Genomic DNA, 17,243 nt, shown 5'->3' on the forward strand with positions numbered 1-17,243 from the left:
GGACCTGGTCAACGGCCGCTTCGGCTCACTGTCCTGGGTCGTGCTCAACGTGGTCGGCGTACTGGTCCTCGCGGGCGGCCGACTTCCCGTGGAACGCAGCGCGGTAGGCGTACGGTGTGGTGCCGACCACCCGGCGGAACCGCTCCCGGAAGGCCGTGGGGGACCCGAACCCGGCCTGACGCGCGATTCGTTCGATCGAGTGGTCGCCGTTCTCCAGCAGGTACTGGGCGCGCCGCACCCGCGCCCGCAACAGATACTGCAGCGCGGTGGTGCCCGTCTGCTCGCGGAACCGGCGGCTGAAGGTGCGCTCGCTCATCCCCGCGCGCGCCGCCATCGCCCCGAGGGTGATCTCCCCGGCCAGGTTGTCCTCGATCCACTCCAGCAGCGGTTCCAGGTCCGAGCCGCGTGGTACGGGCGGGTGCTCGTGCACGATGAACTGGGCCTGACCGCCCTCCCGTTCCAGCGGTACGACACACATCCGGGCGGCGTGCGCGGCGACGGCCGACCCCAGGTCCCGGCGGATCATGTGCAGGCACATGTCCAGACCGGCGGCGGCGCCCGCCGAGGTCAGGATCTGCCCGTTGTCGACGTACAGCACGTCCGGCCGCACCTCGACGCGCGGATGGCGGCGGGCCAGTTCCGCCGCGGCGATCCAGTGTGTGGTGGCGCGCAGCCCGTCCAGCAGCCCGGCCTCCGCGAGGACGAAGGCGCCCACACACACGGACGCGATCCGCGTACCGGCACCGGCCGCCCGGCGCAGCGCCGCGAGGACGCGCTCGGACGGCGGGCCGGACTCGTCGGAACGCCCCGGCACGATGATCGTGTCGGCGGACTCCAGAGCGTCCAGGCCGCGGTCGATACGGAGGGCGAGTCCCGTCGTGCGCACCTCCGGGGACTCCGCGCACAGACGGACCCGGTAGGGGCTGCGCCCGTCGGGCAGCCGTGTCCAGTCGAACGCCTGCATGGGCGCCGCCATGTCGAACGGCACCACGTCGTCGAGGACCAGGATCGCCACGGAGTGCATGGCCGCCACGATAGGCGGGTTCCCGCCCTCTGCAGAAGTCCGTGGCAGAAGCCCTCGGCGGTGGCCGTCCGGCCGGACACCGCCTGGTGGAGGCGTTGGCGAGAATCCGTTGGAAGCTGTCATTTCAGCCTCTGTGCGATCACCGGACGGCTTCCTAACGTGGCTCCGGCGGGCGGCGCGCCTCGCACGACGAGGCGTGCCGCCGCCCGCCGTCCCCCGCGCCGATCACCGCACCGCCCGAACCTGCCTTCCGGAGCCCGACCGATGACCAAAGTCCTGCTGTCCCTCCACGTCCTGGCCGCCATCGTCGCCATCGGCCCCGTCACCGTCGCGGCCAGCATGTTCCCGCCGGCCGTGCGTCGCGTGGGCCTGCCCGACGAGGCCGGGGACGTGGGGACCGTACGGCTGCTGCACCGCATCTGCCGCGTCTACGCCGGGCTCGGGCTGGCGGTGCCGGTCCTCGGCTTCGCCACCGCGGCCGCGATGGGTGTGCTGCAGGACGCGTGGCTCATCACGTCCATCACCCTGACCGCGGCGGCCGCCGGCATCCTGGTCGCCTTCGTCCTGCCCCGCCAGGAGGAAATCCTGGAGCAGCTGACCGGTCGGCAGTCCGTGGAGCGCGCCCGTACGGCCCGGCTCGCCATGTTCACCGGTCTGTTCAACCTGCTGTGGGCCACCGTCACGGTCCTCATGATCGTCCGGCCCGGCTCGACGACCGGCGCCTGAGTGGCCGTCACCACCTGGACGGAATGCGCACGAGCGGGTGGACGGGCGCCTAGACTGCTCAGTCGCGCCTCCGTACGGAGGCGGACGACACGAAAGGCACGTTGACGGGTGTTCCAGGATTCCCCCATCTACGACCGACTCGTCGCCGAATGCGGTGACATCCCCACGCAGGTGCGGCGGGAGGCCGAGCGCGTGAGCAGGGAGTTGGAGGTTGTCATGCGCCCGTTGCACTCACCCGGCCACCTGCCCGGCGCCGAACGCAGGCCGTCCCCGGGCGCCGGCTGGCAGCGCACCGCCCTGCTGCCGGGCCCGCGCCCGCACTGAGGGGCGTCGGCACGCTTCGCGGTCGTGCGCGGGGACGACGTCGTGCGACCGACCGTGCAGGTCCCACCGGCGAGCCCGTCAACCGGCCGGCGACCTGCCGGGCCGGCCTCACCCGCCGACCGTCCGGCTCGTGCCGTCCGTGTCCGCCGACTCATCGGCGCCGGGCCGGGCCAGCCACTCGGCGATGGTGCGGGCGATCGGCTGGCCCGTGTCCACCTCGACGAAGCCGAACTGACCCGACTGGTTGCACTCCAGGAACCACCAGGTGCCGTCGCCGTCCTCCGCGAAGTCGAAGGCGCCGTACGCCAGCTGCGCCGCACGGACGTAGGCGCGGACGGCCTCGGCGACGCGTGGCGGCACCTCGGCGGGGCGCCACGGCTCGCGGGACGCGGCGAAGCGGACGTCCACCTCGTCGGGGACCAGGCCCGCGAGGGCCGTCTTCCGGGCGGCCAGCAATGTGTCGCCCACGACGGTGAGACGGATGTCGGCACGCTTGGCGACCCGGCGTTGCAGCAGGGTCGGGCCGTGGGCGACGGCGGAGAAGTCCGCCTCGGGCGGGACCCTGCTGGTCGGCACCGCCAGCGGCGGATCCTGTGGATGCGCGCCGGAGACCGGCTTCACCACCAGGTCCGGATAGCGCTCGGCGAACTCGCGCGCCGCCCGGGGGAACGTCGTGATCAGGGTGGCCGGGACGGGCAGCCCGCACTGCTGGGCGAGCCGCAACTGCCAGGGCTTGTACCGGGCGCGGTGCGCCGCGTCGGGCTGGTTCATCCAGCGCGCCCCGCAGTCGCGGAGCATGCCGTAGAGCGCCTGCTCGGACTCCTCGGTCAGCCAGCCGGAGGGCTCGGCGGCACGCGTGGCCGCGCCGCCCGGCCGGCGCACCCAGACGGAACGCAGTCCGCCGATGCTCACCAGGCGGCCCCCGGAGGAGAGATGGCCCCGGAAGGAGCCGTGCACGAACTCGCCGGAGAGCGCGACGGAGTCCGTCAGATCGGCGGGGTCCAGGCGGACCACCGGTACTCCCGACGCGTTCAGGTGCACGACCACCATGTCCGCGGTGACGTCCTCTTCACAGGTCAGGATCAACACGGTCATTGTCGACGGCCCGTGGTCAGTCGTCGAAGTGAGTCTTCGACCCCGCGGTGGAGGTCGTGGTCCCCAGTTCTCTCAACAGCGTGTGGTCACCGGCGGCCACCCGCCCGTCGAGGAGCACGTTCAACTGCAGCCCGGAGTCGTAGACGTACGGAGTGGTGGCTTCCAACTCCACAGCGGGCCGTGCGTAGTTGAGCGCGAACGGTTGCATCGTCTCTCCCTGATGGTGCTGCGCCGATCAGGCGAGGGCCCCTGTGCGCCGTCGCCCGGTCCACCGACTTCCTTCGGCTTCCAGAGACTTATACGAATCGAACGGGTGAATGGTTTCCTTACTCTGCGTAGTCACGGGGCGGGCGCGTGCCCCGTCGCCCGTCCGCGGACCGCGGTCCCCCGGAACCGCCTCGCGCGGAGCGCAGGGCGAGGAGCAGGACACCGATGTCGTCCAGGTAGACCGGATCGGGTACCAGGTCCGCGGGCAGCACCAAGTAGAGGACGGCCCCCCAGAAGACCCACCGCGGACCGGTGGGGAGCCCGGCACGTCCGAGCTCCCGCCGGGTGCGGACCAGGCGCACCAGGACGCCGACCGCCGTCGCGAGGACGATCGCCGCGAGCGACGCCGCCACGGCGATCACCACTGTGGTCGAGTCCACCCCACCCCTCCGCTCCACCGGGCACGCGGCACGCGCCTTGTCTCCCGGATGCCCGTTCGCGGCGGCGGCAAGACCGGCGGGAGGGCTCTCTCATCCCTGTGGCCCACTCCTCGACCGGCAGGGCGCGGCGGGCGGCCGGTCCGCCGGCCCCGGGCGTGCCGGGTCGCGGACCGACCGCTTCGCCGGCCCCGGGCGCCACGTGGTCCACGCCGGACACTCCGGCGTGGACCGCGTGCCGTGCTCAGACCCCCAACATGCCCGCGGGATGCTCGTGTTCGAGCAGACCGGTGAGCACCCGGTGCGGAGTGAGCGGGAGTTCCCGGAAGCGGATGCCCGTGGCGTGGTGGACGGCGTTGCCGATGGCCGCCGCCGAGCCGACGATGCCGATCTCGCCGATCCCCTTGCTGCCCATCGGGTTGAGATGGTCGTCGTCCTCGTCCAGCCAGTACGCCTGAACGTCGGCGACGTCGGCGTGCGCGGGCACGTGGTAGGACGCCAGGTCGCGCTCGGCGAAGTCGCCGAACGCCGGGTCCATCGTGCTGTCCTCGGTCAGCGCCATGCCCAGGCCCATCGTCATGCCCCCGATGAACTGCGAGCGTGCCGTACGGGAGTTGAGGATGCGGCCGGCGGCGAACACACCCAGCAGCCGCGTCACGCGCACCTCACCGCTGACCGTGTCCACGGTGACCTCGGCGAAGTGCGCGCCGAAGGCGTGCCGTGCGAAGGGGCTCTCGGCGTCGGCCGTGCCGGAGGTGTCGGCGTCCGCCGTGATCCCCTCGTCGGGCAGCGGCCCCGAGTGACCGGCCAGCCGGTCGGTCAGCCGGACGCACGCCTCGTGGACGGCCCAGCCCCAGGAGGCGGTGCCGGAGGAGCCGCCGGCCATGGGGGCGAATCCGATGTCGCTGTCGGCGACCTCGATACGGACCCGGTCCAGGGGAGCGCCGAGGGCGTCGGCCGCGATCTGCGCGAGCACCGTCCGGGCGCCCGTGCCGATGTCGGTGGCGTTGACCCGTACCAGGAAACCGCCGTCGGGCAGGGCCCGTGCCGAAGCCACGCACGGAGACGCCATGACCGGATACGTGGCGGCGGCCACCCCGCTGCCCACCAGCAGGGGCCCGGCGGACCGGGACCGCGGATCACGGTCCTGCCACCCGAAGCGGCGGGCGCCCTCGCGCAGACACTCCACCAGATGCCTGCTGCTGAAGGGTTTGCCGCTGTCGGGTTCGGTCTCCGGCTCGTTGCGGATCCTCAGCTCCACCGGGTCGACGTGGAGTTCGGCGGCCAGCTCGTCCACCGCGGACTCCAGCGCGTACATGCCCGGGCACTCGCCCGGCGCGCGCATCCAGGACGGCGTGGGCACGTCCAGCCGCACCACGCGGTGCAGCGTGCGCAGGGCGGGAGCGGCGTACATGACGCGCGCGGGGACCGCCGCCTGCTCCACGAACTCCTTCACCCGGGAGGTCTGCGTCGTCACCTCGTGCACGAGAGAGGTGAGCCGGCCGTCGGGGTCGGCGCCGAGGCGCAGCCGGTGCAGGGTCGGCGCGCGATGGCCGACCACGGCGGCCAGGTAGCGGCGTGGCAGTGCGACGGTGACCGGACGGTCGGTCTGCCGTGCCGCCATCGCGGCCAGCACCACCTCGACGCGGGGCGTGCCCTTCGAACCGAAGCCGCCGCCCACGTGCTCCGCGCGCACCGTGATCCGGTCCTCGGGCATCTCGAACATCCGGGCGAGTTCGGTGCGGACGGCGCTGCTGCCCTGGCTGGAGGAGTGCACCACCAGCCGGTCGCCGACCCACTGCGCGGTGCTGGTGTGCGGCTCCATCGGGTGGTTGTGCAGCGGCGGTATCCGGTACTCGACGTCGAGCCGCGTCGCCGACGAGTCGAAGGCGCCATCGGGGTCGCCCTGCTCGGTGACGGCCGGGAACCCGCCGTTGGCCGTCTCGGGCACGTACGCCTCCGGATGGGAGGCCGTCAGTGTCACGTCGTGGCCCTCCTCCTCGTACGTGACACGGACGGCGTCGGCGCCGGCGCGGGCCGCCTCCAGCGTCTCCGCCACCACCAGGCCCACGAACCAGCCGCGGTGCGGGACCTGCGGGCTCTGCAGCACGGCCAGGGTGGGGTCCTCCGGGTCCGCCAGCCGGGGCGCGTTCTCGTGGGTGAGCACCGCGACGACGCCGGGCAGGGCGAGCGCCGCGGCGGTGTCGACGCCGGTCACCCGGCCCCGGGCGACCGCCGCCGGCACGGGCCAGGCCTGGGCGCGGCCGGGGGCGTCGTACTCGGCGGCGTACCGGGCGGTGCCGGTGACCTTCTCCCGCCCCTCCAGGCGCTCGACGGGAGCGCCCAGGACGGTCTCGGTGCCGGTCATGGAGTCCTCCTCGTGGACGCCGGGGTCAGGTCGTGGCCGGCGGGGCGAGCCGGTCCAGTACGTCCAGGGCGAGGCGGCGGGCCAGCGGCACCTTGTAGGCGTTGTCCCGCAGCGGCTCGGCGGCGGCGAGTTCCAGATCGACGGCGTGCTCGAACGCCGCCGTCGTGGGTGCCGCGCCCACCAGCGCGTCCTCGGCCCGCCGGGCCCTCCAGGGCCGGTGCGCCAGCGCCCCGAACGCGATTCCGGCCCGGTCCACCACTCCGTCCGTCAGGTGCAGGACGGCGGCGACGGAGGCCAGCGCGAAGGCGTACGACGCCCGGTCCCGGGCCTTGCGGTACGCCGAGGGCAGCCCGCCCGTCGCGGCCGGCAGGACCACGCCGGTGATCAGCTCGCCGGGATGGATCTCCGTGTCCCGCTCCGGGTGCCGGCCCGGCAGCCGGTGGAAGTCGGCGGCGGGAACGCTCCGCGTGCCCTCGGGGCCGTGCAGCTCCACGCGCGCGTCGAGGGCGGCGAGCGCCACCGCCATGTCCGAGGGGTTGGTGGCGATGCACTGGTCGGAATGGCCGAGCACCGCGTGATCGCGGTGCACGCCCTCCAGGGCGCCGCAGCCGGTGCCGGGCTCGCGCTTGTTGCAGGGCTTGGACAGGTCCTGGAAGTAGGGGCAGCGGGTGCGTTGCAGCAGGTTGCCGCCCGTGGTGGCGACGTTGCGCAGCTGTCCCGAGGCGCCCGCCAGCAGCGCCTGGGACAGCGCCGGGTAGCGGTCGCGGACGACGGGGTGGGCCGCGAGATCGCTGTTGCGGACCATCGCGCCGACCCGCAGCGCACCGTCGGGCAGTTCCTCCACCGCGTCCAGCGGGAGCCGGGTGACGTCGACGAGGGCCGTGGGCGTCTCCACGCCGAGCTTCATCAGGTCGACGAGGTTGGTGCCGCCGCCGAGATAGCGGGCGCCGGGGTGGGCGACGAACGCGCCGGTGGCCTCCTCGACGCTGTCGGCGCGCACATAGGTGAAGGGCTTCACGGGATCACGTCCTCGACCGCGTCGACGATGCGCGGATAGGCACCGCACCGGCACAGGTTGCCGCTCAGCCGTTCCCGGATCTCCTCCCGGTCCAGCACAACGGGTTCGCCCGAGGGGGTCTGCGGGTCGGTGACGTGCGACGGGTGGCCGGCCGCGGCCTCGGCGAGTACGCCGACGGCCGAGCAGATCTGGCCCGGGGTGCAGTACCCGCACTGGAAGGCGTCGCGCTCGAGGAAGGCCCGCTGCATCGGATGCAGTTCCTCGCCGTCGCCGGCGAGACCCTCGACGGTGGTGATCTCGCAGCCGTCCAGGGCGACGGCGAACAGCAGGCAGCTGTTGACGCGCCGCCCGTCCACCAGGACCGTACAGGCGCCGCACTGCCCGTGGTCGCATCCCTTCTTGGCGCCCGGGAGCCCGAGATCCTCCCTCAGGAGGTCCAGCAGGACCCGGCGGTGGTCGACGATGAGAGTGTGCGGTTTGCCGTTGACCCGGAGGGTGGTCTCCGAACGGGAGGACTCCGGCGGGCGGGAAGCGGGAGTGGGGCTCTCGTGCTGGCTGTCCATGGCGTCGATGACCTTCCGGGACGGGCCGTGCTGCTGTGCAGTCCGCGTATCCAGGTTGCGCCCGCTGACACGTGAGGGCGACCTCAGCCCGCCGCGGTCGGTCGCACGCCTGCCACGCCGTCGTCGCTCGCCGGCGCGCCGCGGCGTCGCCCGCCGGGGCAGGGGCGGATGCCACCGGAGTGCCTCGGCCCGGCGGCGGTCGTGTCCGGTTGTCGGCTGATCGGTGGTGGGCAGTCGTCAGTCGGGTCCGGCTGTCGTCAGTCGCCGGGGTCGGCCGACGGCTGGGTGGTCTCCCGGCGTCCGGTGTCGGGACGCGGTGGCCGGCCGGAGACCCTGAACCGTTCCAGCGTGCGGGTCAGCCCCCGCAGCGGGGACGGCGCCGGGGACGCGGGCGGCGGTGGCCCGGCGGGGGCCGCCCCGGCGGACTCCCGGTACGCGGCCAGCGCCTCGGTCGCGCGTTCGGCCGCCTCCCGGTACAGGTCCCGGGACTGCGTCATGGCCTCCAGCGCCTCGGCGTACATGGCCACCAGCTTGCGCTCGCGCTCCAGCTCCTCCTCCAGGGTCAGCAGCCGCCAGTCCTCCCGCAGCGCGGTCAGGGCGTCCTCCGTCCCGTCCGGCAGCGGCCTGGGCAGCGCGGCGAAGGCCGTCACCGCCGCGATCAGGTCGGCCGGCTCGGAGCCGTCCAGGAAGACGGTGCGGACGGAGTACTCCCGGGCGTCGTAGCCGGACGGTGCCGGAGTGCCGGGCAGGACCACGGCGCCGCCGCGCGGCACCTGGACACCGAAGTCCTCCAGAGCCCAGTTCACGACCCGATGTTGCTGCGGCGCGGCGCGGTGCTCGACCACCCGGTGCCGCAGGCCGGGCGGCAGCCGGTCCGCGAGCGGCACCCGGCCGCGGTGGTCGGGGGTCATCGCCTCGTGCACCACGACGTGGATGTTCCACGGGCTGCGCCCGGACTCCTTGAGCAGCCGCCGGACGGCCTTGTCGTCGTCCGGCAGGGTGTTGATGCCCCGCAGCCGCAGTCCCGTGGCGACGTCCCGGTCCCAGGTGACGTCCGGGTCGTCGGGCCAGAACATGGTGGCGGGGGAGGGCCAGGCGGTGTCCCAGGCCTCCTCGGCCTCCGCGAGCAGCGTCCACGCCTGCCCGCCGGCCGAGCCGGGCTCCAGGAGCAGCCTGGCCCGGACGGTGACGGCCCCGGAAACCTTCCAGCGCGCCTCGAAGACGCGCGGGCCGGCGCTGCCGTCGTCCGCGGCCTCCTCGGGCAGCTCCAGGAAGTCGTCGATGACGCGGCCGTCCTTGAGCCGCTGAAGGGTGTGCCGGACGGTGTCCTCCGCCGCGGATCCGACGTGGCGGCCGCGGGCGGTCCACAGCGTGGGCGGAGTCGTGGGGCGGGCGCTGGAAGAGGTCGGCATGAGTCCATCGGGAAGCAGGGGCACGGGCACGGACACAGGCCAGTATCGTCGCCGCAGGTCAGCAAGGAGCACCCGGGGTCCGCCGACCGGGCGGCCCCGGCGCGGTGCACGGTGCGGTCGGCGGGTGCGACGTACGCCATGGGCGAGGGTGGGCAGGAGGAACGGCGACCGACCGAACGGCACGAGAAGGAGCGACCCGATGAACCTCGACCTCGGCGGACGAACCGCGCTGGTGACGGGCTCCTCGCAGGGCATCGGGGCGGCGATCGCCGCCGGACTGGCCCGGGCCGGCGCCACCGTGGGCGTCAACGGACGCGACGCCGCCCGTCTGGCGGAGAGCGTCGGGAGACTGCGGGCCGAGGTGCCGGACGGCGTGTTCGTTCCGGTCGCGGCCGACCTCGGTACCGAGGAGGGCGCCGAACGGGCCCTCGAGACGCTGCCCGACGTCGACATCCTCGTGAACAACCTCGGCGTGTTCGGCGCCGTGCCCGCGCTGGAGATCAGCGACGACGAGTGGCGCCGCTACTTCGAGATCAACGTCCTCGCGGGCGTCAGGCTGACGCGCGCTCATCTCCCCCGGATGAGGGAACGGGGCTGGGGCCGGGTGCTGTACATCGCGAGTGACTCGGCCGTCGTCATCCCGGCCGAGATGATCCACTACGGCGTGTCCAAGACGGCACTGCTCGCGGTGAGCCGCGGCTTCGCCAAGGAGGCGGCCGGCAGCGGTGTCACGGTGAACTCCGTCATCGCCGGGCCCACCCACACGGAAGGCGTCGAGGACTTCGTGTACCAGCTCGTCGACCGCGACCTGCCCTGGGACGAGGCCCAGCGCGCCTTCATGCGCGAACACCGCCCGCAGTCGCTGCTCCAGCGGCTGATCGAGCCCGCGGAGATCGCCAACCTCGTGGTGTACCTCAGCTCCCCCCAGGCGTCCGCCACCACCGGCGCGGCCGTCCGCGTCGACGGGGGATACGTCGACTCGATCCTCCCGTAGCGGGCCGGGGGTCACTCGCCCGGTGCCGCGCGCCGTCGGTCCGCCTCGTCCCAGGTACGGGTGGAGCGCGGCTCCACGTACGGTTCCCGGTCGGGCGGATGCCCGCCGTCGATGACACGCTGCCGGGCCAGTTCGGCGTCGAACTCCAGGCCGAGAAGGATGGCCAGGTTCGTCACCCACAGCCACACCAGGAAGATGATGACACCGGCCAGGGTGCCGTACGTCTTGTTGTACGAACCGAAGTTCGCCACGTAGAAGGCGAACCCCGCGGAGGCGACCAGCCAGATCAACAGGGCGAGGAAGCTGCCCGGTGAGACCCACTTGAAGCCCTTGACCCGGGCGTTCGGCGTGGCCCAGTACAGGATCGCGATCATGAACGTGACGAGTACGACCAGCACCGGCCACTTGGCGATCGACCACACGGTCAGCGCGGTGTCGCCGATGCCGAGCGCGGTGCCCGCCTGCCGGGCCAGTGCGCCGGTGAACACGACGATGAGCGCGCTGACCACGGCGAGCACCAGCAGCACCACGGTCAGGGCCACCCGCAGCGGCAGCACCTTCCACACCGGGCGTCCCTCGGGCATGTCGTAGACCGCGTTCGCCGCGCGGATGAACGCGGCCACGTAGCCGGACGCCGTCCAGACGGCGCCCACCAGTCCGACCACCGCCAGCACGGAGCCCAGACCGGCCTTCGCCTGCAACTGCCGCACCGCGTCGGTGATGACGTCCCGCGCGGATCCCGGAGCGAGCTTCTGGATGTTGTCCAGCACCTCCTGGGTGGCGGACTGCCCGGCGATCCCGAGCAGGGAGACCAGCACCAGCAGGGCCGGGAACAGCGACAGGATCCCGTAGTAGGTCAGGGCGGCGGCGCGGTCGGTCAGCTCGTCGTCCTTGAACTCGGCCATCACACGCCGCAGCAGCGCGGACCACGAGCGCTTCGGCAGCTGCGTGGGGGAGTCGGGGGCGGCACGCTCGGTGGCGGCCCGCGGACCGTAGTCCTCGGGCGCCGCCCCGGCCGGCGAGTCGTCCGCGGTGTCGGCCGGCGTGCCGGCGGGGGTGTCGGCCGGCGTGCCGTCCTTCGTGTGCTTCCCGTGATGGGGGAGGTGCTGTCGGGCCATGCACCCCGGGTTGCCCGTCCCGGCGTGCTCAAGCCCTCGTCCGCGGGATGCGCGCCCGGTGTGCGGCCACCACCCGAGGCGGATCCCTGGCCGGCGCGGACAGTTCCCGCCCGACCTGCCCTGCACGGCCGAAACAACGCAGTATGCCGGAGCGCGCGCACGTACCTCTGGAAAATGCCAAAGCTCTCACCGGATGCGTGCACGTTCCGTAGTCTCGGCGTCACGTTCGCGGTACAGCCGTGCAGGGGAGGGGATCCGGCGTGCCCGGAATCGACGAGAGTCTGCTGGAAGCCATGCGACTGCCCGGCGCACGGGGCGCGTCGCTGGTCGACTGGATCAGCGGGCTCGCCCTGGGCGCCGTGGGCGACGCACCGGGCGGCGACTGGGAGGCGACGGCCGCGGAGACCGCGGAACTGGCCCGCCACGTCACGGAGAGCGGCTCCCTGTCCGCGCCCGGCGCCCACTCGGCCTCCGTCCCGCCGGAGAAGGAACCGCCGGTCGAGGACGTCATCGCCACGACCGCGGACGCCTACCACCTGCTCAGGTTCGTCAGCACCCCCTTCGACAGCACCGTCTTCCTCCACCTGTGGCTGGACCGCAACGACGGAAACCTCGCCCTGGCCCGCATCCGACTGGCCGGGATGGCGGATCGTCTGGTGCTCGGATGACGGGAGTCACGACCGGCTGGACCACGTACGAGACGACGTCCGCGACCCTCGGCGCGCTCGCGGCCGACGGGGCGACCGGTGCCCTGTCGGGTGAGTGGGGGATCGTCTACCTCTCGGCGGGCCGTGTCGTGCACGTGGAGTCCCCCTTCACCCCGGACCTCGGCGCACTGCTCACCGGCAGCGGCGCCGTCCCACCGGACGGCTGGTGGGACGCGGTCGACCGGGGCGGACGGCAGCACCGGGTCGGGCACCGGCTCGTGGACAGCGGTCGGCTCGCCGCCGGCGCGCTGGAGCTCTGCCACCTCGGCGCGCTCTTCGACGCCGCGTACTTCGTCCTCGCCCACGACACGCGTGCGCACCGCTTCCGGCCCGGTGCCGCGCACTGGCTCGGCGCGGTCCGGTCCGTACCGGTGGACGTCGTCGTCCGCGAGTCCGGCCGCCGCCGTGCCCTGCTGGACCGCATATGGCCGGACCCCGACATCGACACCGTCCCCCTGACCCGCGTCACCGACGCCGGCACCGCCGATCTGCCGGTGCGGCGCGGCCGGATCCTGACGCAGGTCGACGGCGTCCGCACCGCCGCTCAGATCGCCTCGGCGCTCGCCTGCCGCACGTACCACACCCTCGTCGAACTGCGCCGCCTGGCCGCCGACGGACTCGTCACCGCCGCGCCGCCCGCCCCCACGTCCCTCGCGGCGGCCCCGGAGCCGCGCGGCGTCGTGTGGGACGACCCGGACACGGCCCTGCTGCGACGGCTCCGAGACGCCCTGGAGGCCCTGTGATCCGCGCGCGTCGCCAGCGTGCCGAAAGGAGACTGCTCATGGCCGTCGAGAGCGACGTCCTGGACGAACTGCACCGACTGCGCCACCGCGTCCCCCAGTTGACCGGCTCGCTCGCGGCCACCGTCGACGGGCTCGTCCTCGCCCATGACGCGCCGGGCACCGAACCCGAGGGCCTCGCCGCGCTGACCGCGGCGGCACTCGGTGTCGCGCACCGCACGGCCGACGCCACCGCGCGCGGCGGGTTCCGCGAACTGCTGCTGCGCGGGTCCGACGGCTACGTCGCCACGTACGCCGCCGGTGCGGCCGCCGTCCTCACCCTGCTCGCCGACGGCCGGGTCAATGTGGGCCGGCTGCACCTGGAGGGGCGGCGCAGCGGTGCCCGGATCGGAGAGCTGGTCGTCGCCCACCTCGGTCAGGACCGTGGCCGTCCCCCGTCCGGCGAACACGTCACGACGCCGCTCGCGGACACGGCCCGTCCCATCGGCACCCTGCCGGTGCGCACCCCGCCGCGCCCCACACACCAACCGATTGCCCGGGCCGGCGGCGACCGCCGGCCGACCTGATCCACCGATCGCGTACCGATCACGTCCGGAAAGGAACCCACGCATGGCCAACCTGGAGACCTCCCTCAAGGAATGCCTGAGCGCCATCGACGGAGCGACCGCCGCCGCGCTGGTCGACTACACCAGCGGCATGGCCCTCGGCACGCTGGGCGGGAGCAAGGACTTCAACCTCGAGGTCGCAGCCGCCGGCAACACCGATGTCGTGCGGTCCAAGCTGCGCACGATGGAGCACCTCGGTCTGAAGGAGGAGATCGAGGACATCCTGATCACGCTCAGCAGCCAGTACCACATGATCCGCCTGCTCAAGGGGCGTGGCGGCGACGGACTCTTCCTCTACCTGGTGCTCGACGCGAGCCGCGCCAACCTGGCGATGGCCCGCCACCAACTGCGCCGGATCGAGAACGAGCTGGAGGTCTGACTCTCGAACGCACCGCTCACCGGGTGGTGGGCCGGGGTGGGACACTTCCCGTCCCCGGCCCGCCCCCCCCGTCCGCCGTCCCCGGCCCTGCCCCGTCTCGGCCGTCTCGGCCTGGGCTCAGCCGGTGTGAAGGATGCGAAGGCGGTCGGGTTCCGCCGGATCTCGATCGACGACTTGGACGGGCGGCCAAGCCCATTGCCAGACGCCGATGCCCGGCGCGCGGGAGAACCGGATCCGCCCACGGGTGCCTTCGACCGCGACGCGCGGCCAGGACGCGGCAGTGCGCGCCCGGTCCACGCCGTGCGAACGCAGCACATCGGCGAGGACGGTGACCGTGTCGTAGCCCTCGAAGGCGACGAAGGAGGGTGCTTCGGCCAGCCGCTCGCGCAGGGCCGTCCCGACTCGCGCACCGAGTGGGCCGAGGCGCTCGGGCAGGTAGCGCAAGAACGGGATCTCCGCGCCGTCGGCGCCCAGCGACGCCGCCCATTCGGTGAACTCCGGTTGCCCGGCCGGAGCGCCGATCATGACCTCCGCGAGGCGCTGGTCGCGGCGGACGGACCTGACGATCGACACGGCCGGTTCCGGGTGGCCGACCAGAAGAAGCAGGGCTGTCGCGCGATGGGCGACGAGTTCGTCGCACACGGCCGCGGGAGTGAGCGCCCGCATGTCGAGTTCGACGACGGTGCCGCCGCGCGGAGCGAGGTGGTCCCGCAGAACGCGGGCGCCGGCCGCCCAGTAGGGACTCGACTGGGCCGCTACGGCGATGCGACGGTGGCCCGCGCCGAGGAGGAAGTCCGCGTAGACCCGCCAGCCGCGGGACTGCGCCGGGGCGAGGCGCGCGACCCACTGTGTCGGCTGTTCGGTGAGCGCGTCGAGAACCGCGGACGAGCAGAGGAACGGCAGGCCGAGGGCGTCGGCCCGGGCGGCAGCGGCGCGAGCGACGACGCTGTGGTACTCCCCCGCCAACGCGGCCACGCCCAGGCGAGCCAATTCGTCCACGGCCGCCGCGGCCCGCTGCGGGTCGGCCGCGGTGTCCCGGACCACCAGCTCGAGGGGCCTTCCGGTGATCCCGCCGGCGTCGTTGACTTCGCGAACGGCCAGCTCGAGTCCGGCGAGCAAGTGCCGGCCCGCCTCGACCCACCCGGGCCGAGTCAGCGGAACGAGAGCGCCGATCCGGACGGCTGAGCCGTCGGTCCGCTCCGCACCAGGCGGCGAGGGTGGCGTACTCATGCGCCGGTGCCTTCCGGATTGCCCGCACCGCGGAGTGGCGAGGCCCGGTGGTACGCGTTCGTCTCGTCCCGCCCTGGCGGGCACACCTGGGTGACCATGCCGGACATTGCATCCACCGCCCTCGCCACCTGGCAACCGAATTGTCCGGCCGCGTGGACCGGCCGGCACCGGGGCCTCGTCGAAGGGCCGCCGGTGCCGGTCACCGGGGGATCAGGCGCCGCTCTCCCGGAGCATGTCCTCACGCTCGACGAGCTTCACGCGCTCGCGCCCCTGCGGCTCGCCCAGCGCCTTCTCCGCCGCGTCGAGGCGGTACCAGCCGTCCCAGGTGGTGAAACGGATGTTCCGCTCGGCGAGGAAGGCGTCCACGGCCTCCGGGACCGGTGACGCCGGCGTCTGGAGGCGGCCGTTCGCGTAGTCGTCCAGCAGGTTGGACACCGTCTCGTTGGCGTCGCCCTTGGTGTGGCCGATCAGGCCGACCGGGCCGCGCCGGATCCAGCCGGTGACGTACGTCGACCGGAGGTGCTCGCCGGACTCCTGGACGACGCGACCGCCCTCGTCCGGGACCGTGCCCGAGTCGAGGTCCCAGGGCAGCTTGGGGAGCTGGTCGGACAGGTAGCCGACGGCCCGGTAGACCGCCTGCACGTCCCAGTCCTTGAACTCCCCGGTGCCCTTGACGTTGCCGGTGCCGTCGAGAGCGGTGCGCTCGGTACGCAGGCCGACGACCTTGCCGTCCTCGCCGAGGATCTCGGTGGGCGACTCGAAGAAGTGCAGGAACAGCTTGTGCGGCCGGTCGCCGACGTCGCGGATCGCCCAGTTCTCCAGGGTCTTGGCGACCATGTCGGCCTGCTTGTTGCCCCGCCGGGTCGCTATCGAACCGTCGTCGTAGTCGATGTCCTCGGGGTCGACGATGACCTCGATGTTGGGGGAGTGGTCCAGCTCCCGCAGCTCCATCGGGCTGAACTTCGCCTGCGCGGGTCCGCGGCGGCCGAAGACGTGGATCTCGAGCGCCTTGTTGGCCTTCAGACCCTCGTAGACGTTCGGCGGGATCTCGGTCGGCAGCAGCTCGTCCGCCGTCTTCGCCAGGACGCGGGCCACGTCGAGGGCGACGTTGCCGACGCCGAGGACGGCGACCTTCTCCGCCTCCAGCGGCCAGGTGCGCGGTACGTCCGGGTGGCCGTCGTACCAGGACACGAAGTCGGCGGCGCCGTAGGAGCCGTCGAGGTCGATGCCGGGGATGGGCAGCGCCCGGTCGGCCGTGGCGCCCGTGGCGAAGATCACACCGTCGTAGAACGCCCGCAGGTCGTCCAGGCTGATGTCGGTCGGGTAGTCCACGTTGCCGAAGAGGCGGATCTGCGGCTTGTCGAGCACCTGGTGCAGAGCGGTGATGATGCCCTTGATCCGCGGGTGGTCGGGTGCCACGCCGTAACGGATCAGTCCGAACGGGGCGGGCATGCGCTCGAAGATGTCGATGGACACACCGGGGTCGGCGGCCACCTCGGACTTGAGCAGGGCGTCGGCGGCGTAGATCCCGGCCGGGCCGGATCCGACGATGGCTACCCGCAGAGGGCGGGGCATGTTCAGGTTCCCTTCGAGCGGTGACAGATCGACTCTCGGGGAAGCCTAAGCTAAGGCAAGCCTAAGTCGGTACGCGGGTCCGGTCTATGAGCCCATAAGCCGAACTTATGGGATCTCATGGCATGGGTTTGTGATTGCGCGGGGCCGGGCCAGGACCGGGGGCGGCGGCCGGCCGGTTCAGCGGCGCTTGCCGAACTTCCGCAGCATCTCCTGGGCCTGCGCGCGGCGGCGGGGGTCCGAGGCCGCGCGCCGCACCTGCTCCACCGTCCGGCGGCCCTGGGGGCTGCGCGCGAAGCTCTTGATGCGGTCCAGCATTCCGGCCATGACGTCCTCCGGGGCGACGACAGTGGTTCTCCTCGCCCGTCCTCCTACCCCCGGGTCCCGCGGTCACCCCGGCGGGCGCCGCCGGGTTTGACCTCCCGGCGAAGGGCACCCGCAGGGCAGGACATCGCAAGCGAACGCCGAGAGGTGAACCACTGTGGCCGGCAACAAGAAGTCCAAGGCCAAGATGGAGCAGGCCAAGGGGAAGGCCAAGGAAGCGGTCGGTCGGACCGTCGGCAACGAGAGGATGACGGCCGAGGGCCGCGCCGAGCAGTCCAAGGGCGACGCCCGGCAGGCCAAGGAGAAGGGCAAGGACGCGTTCCGGCACTGACGCCGCCACCGCTCTGACACGCGGGCCGCGGTACCGGGACACCGCCCGTTCCCCGGCCCCCCTCGGGTT

20 protein-coding genes are annotated in these 17,243 nt (G+C 73.0%); 8 read left to right on the plus strand and 12 right to left on the minus strand.

Going from position 1 to position 17,243, the window contains the following annotated elements; translation table 11 throughout:
- Window positions 1-25: 25 nt before the first annotated feature.
- Window positions 26-1,024: a GlxA family transcriptional regulator gene (locus RM812_RS32580; RefSeq protein ID WP_311580818.1), complete on the minus strand. Its 999-nt coding sequence runs from the start codon at window positions 1,022-1,024 to the stop codon at window positions 26-28.
- Between the two features lie 264 nt (window positions 1,025-1,288).
- Between RM812_RS32580 and RM812_RS32585 the strand changes: the two genes are divergently transcribed.
- Together RM812_RS32585 and RM812_RS32590 are read left to right on the plus strand one after the other, a co-directional pair.
- A complete protein-coding gene (locus tag RM812_RS32585; protein ID WP_311580822.1) occupies window positions 1,289-1,750 on the plus strand; it encodes a hypothetical protein in 462 nt (153 codons plus the stop codon).
- 108 nt (window positions 1,751-1,858) lie between these two features.
- Entirely contained in the window at window positions 1,859-2,074 is a 216-nt protein-coding gene (locus tag RM812_RS32590; protein ID WP_217140378.1) for a hypothetical protein, read from the plus strand.
- A gap of 108 nt (window positions 2,075-2,182) precedes the next feature.
- On the opposite strand, the gene tgmB is transcribed toward RM812_RS32590, so the two are convergent.
- The 7 genes from tgmB to RM812_RS32625 all read right to left on the minus strand — a co-directional run bounded on the left by tgmB (window position 2,183) and on the right by RM812_RS32625 (window position 9,174).
- Window positions 2,183-3,169 carry an ATP-grasp ribosomal peptide maturase gene (gene tgmB, locus RM812_RS32595; protein WP_311580829.1) on the minus strand — a complete coding sequence of 329 codons (987 nt, stop codon included), beginning with the start codon at window positions 3,167-3,169 and terminating at the stop codon, window positions 2,183-2,185.
- A 16-nt stretch (window positions 3,170-3,185) separates the two neighbouring features.
- Window positions 3,186-3,377: a putative ATP-grasp-modified RiPP gene (tgmA, locus tag RM812_RS32600; RefSeq protein ID WP_311580831.1), complete on the minus strand. Its 192-nt coding sequence runs from the start codon at window positions 3,375-3,377 to the stop codon at window positions 3,186-3,188.
- 118 nt (window positions 3,378-3,495) lie between these two features.
- Entirely contained in the window at window positions 3,496-3,816 is a 321-nt protein-coding gene (locus tag RM812_RS32605; RefSeq protein WP_311580833.1) for a YkvA family protein, read from the minus strand.
- A gap of 241 nt (window positions 3,817-4,057) precedes the next feature.
- Window positions 4,058-6,181, minus strand: a complete 2,124-nt coding sequence (locus RM812_RS32610; RefSeq protein WP_311580835.1) for a xanthine dehydrogenase family protein molybdopterin-binding subunit — start codon at window positions 6,179-6,181, stop codon at window positions 4,058-4,060.
- A gap of 25 nt (window positions 6,182-6,206) precedes the next feature.
- Window positions 6,207-7,199 (minus strand): FAD binding domain-containing protein, encoded by a 993-nt coding sequence (locus RM812_RS32615; protein ID WP_311580838.1) that lies wholly within the window; start codon window positions 7,197-7,199, stop codon window positions 6,207-6,209.
- Window positions 7,196-7,762: a (2Fe-2S)-binding protein gene (locus RM812_RS32620; protein WP_311580841.1), complete on the minus strand. Its 567-nt coding sequence runs from the start codon at window positions 7,760-7,762 to the stop codon at window positions 7,196-7,198. Before RM812_RS32620 ends, RM812_RS32615 begins: the two co-directional genes overlap by 4 nt.
- 257 nt (window positions 7,763-8,019) lie before the next feature.
- The gene (locus RM812_RS32625) at window positions 8,020-9,174 is read right to left on the minus strand and encodes a hypothetical protein (protein ID WP_311580843.1); all 1,155 of its coding nucleotides are present in this window, start codon (window positions 9,172-9,174) and stop codon (window positions 8,020-8,022) included.
- A gap of 199 nt (window positions 9,175-9,373) precedes the next feature.
- Here RM812_RS32625 and RM812_RS32630 point away from each other — a divergent pair, with 199 nt between their 5' ends.
- On the plus strand, window positions 9,374-10,168 hold the full coding sequence (locus RM812_RS32630; RefSeq protein WP_311580846.1) for an SDR family NAD(P)-dependent oxidoreductase: 795 nt from the start codon (window positions 9,374-9,376) through the stop codon (window positions 10,166-10,168).
- Between the two features lie 11 nt (window positions 10,169-10,179).
- On the opposite strand, the gene RM812_RS32635 is transcribed toward RM812_RS32630, so the two are convergent.
- Window positions 10,180-11,286, minus strand: a complete 1,107-nt coding sequence (locus RM812_RS32635) for a YihY/virulence factor BrkB family protein (protein WP_311580848.1) — start codon at window positions 11,284-11,286, stop codon at window positions 10,180-10,182.
- Window positions 11,287-11,546: 260 nt separating this feature from the next.
- Between RM812_RS32635 and RM812_RS32640 the strand changes: the two genes are divergently transcribed.
- From RM812_RS32640 to RM812_RS32655, 4 genes are read left to right on the plus strand one after another with little or no spacing between them, the layout of a single operon-like run.
- Window positions 11,547-11,954: a hypothetical protein gene (locus tag RM812_RS32640; protein ID WP_311580850.1), complete on the plus strand. Its 408-nt coding sequence runs from the start codon at window positions 11,547-11,549 to the stop codon at window positions 11,952-11,954.
- On the plus strand, window positions 11,951-12,736 hold the full coding sequence (locus RM812_RS32645) for a hypothetical protein (RefSeq protein WP_311580853.1): 786 nt from the start codon (window positions 11,951-11,953) through the stop codon (window positions 12,734-12,736). The genes RM812_RS32640 and RM812_RS32645 overlap by 4 nt, the downstream gene beginning before the upstream one ends.
- A 38-nt stretch (window positions 12,737-12,774) precedes the next feature.
- A complete protein-coding gene (locus RM812_RS32650; RefSeq protein WP_311580855.1) occupies window positions 12,775-13,299 on the plus strand; it encodes a roadblock/LC7 domain-containing protein in 525 nt (174 codons plus the stop codon).
- A gap of 43 nt (window positions 13,300-13,342) precedes the next feature.
- A complete protein-coding gene (locus RM812_RS32655) occupies window positions 13,343-13,717 on the plus strand; it encodes a roadblock/LC7 domain-containing protein (RefSeq protein ID WP_311580858.1) in 375 nt (124 codons plus the stop codon).
- 117 nt (window positions 13,718-13,834) lie between these two features.
- On the opposite strand, the gene RM812_RS32660 is transcribed toward RM812_RS32655, so the two are convergent.
- The 3 genes from RM812_RS32660 to RM812_RS32670 all read right to left on the minus strand — a co-directional run bounded on the left by RM812_RS32660 (window position 13,835) and on the right by RM812_RS32670 (window position 16,846).
- Entirely contained in the window at window positions 13,835-14,947 is a 1,113-nt protein-coding gene (locus tag RM812_RS32660) for an ABC transporter substrate-binding protein (RefSeq protein WP_394816546.1), read from the minus strand.
- A gap of 210 nt (window positions 14,948-15,157) precedes the next feature.
- Window positions 15,158-16,522 (minus strand): FAD-dependent oxidoreductase, encoded by a 1,365-nt coding sequence (locus RM812_RS32665; protein WP_311580860.1) that lies wholly within the window; start codon window positions 16,520-16,522, stop codon window positions 15,158-15,160.
- 177 nt (window positions 16,523-16,699) lie between these two features.
- On the minus strand, window positions 16,700-16,846 hold the full coding sequence (locus RM812_RS32670) for a hypothetical protein (protein WP_311580863.1): 147 nt from the start codon (window positions 16,844-16,846) through the stop codon (window positions 16,700-16,702).
- A gap of 154 nt (window positions 16,847-17,000) precedes the next feature.
- Here RM812_RS32670 and RM812_RS32675 point away from each other — a divergent pair, with 154 nt between their 5' ends.
- Entirely contained in the window at window positions 17,001-17,174 is a 174-nt protein-coding gene (locus tag RM812_RS32675) for a CsbD family protein (RefSeq protein WP_311580865.1), read from the plus strand.
- Window positions 17,175-17,243 lie beyond the last annotated feature (69 nt).

Source organism: Streptomyces lancefieldiae (genome assembly GCF_031845825.1).
Classification (GTDB): domain Bacteria; phylum Actinomycetota; class Actinomycetes; order Streptomycetales; family Streptomycetaceae; genus Streptomyces; species Streptomyces lancefieldiae.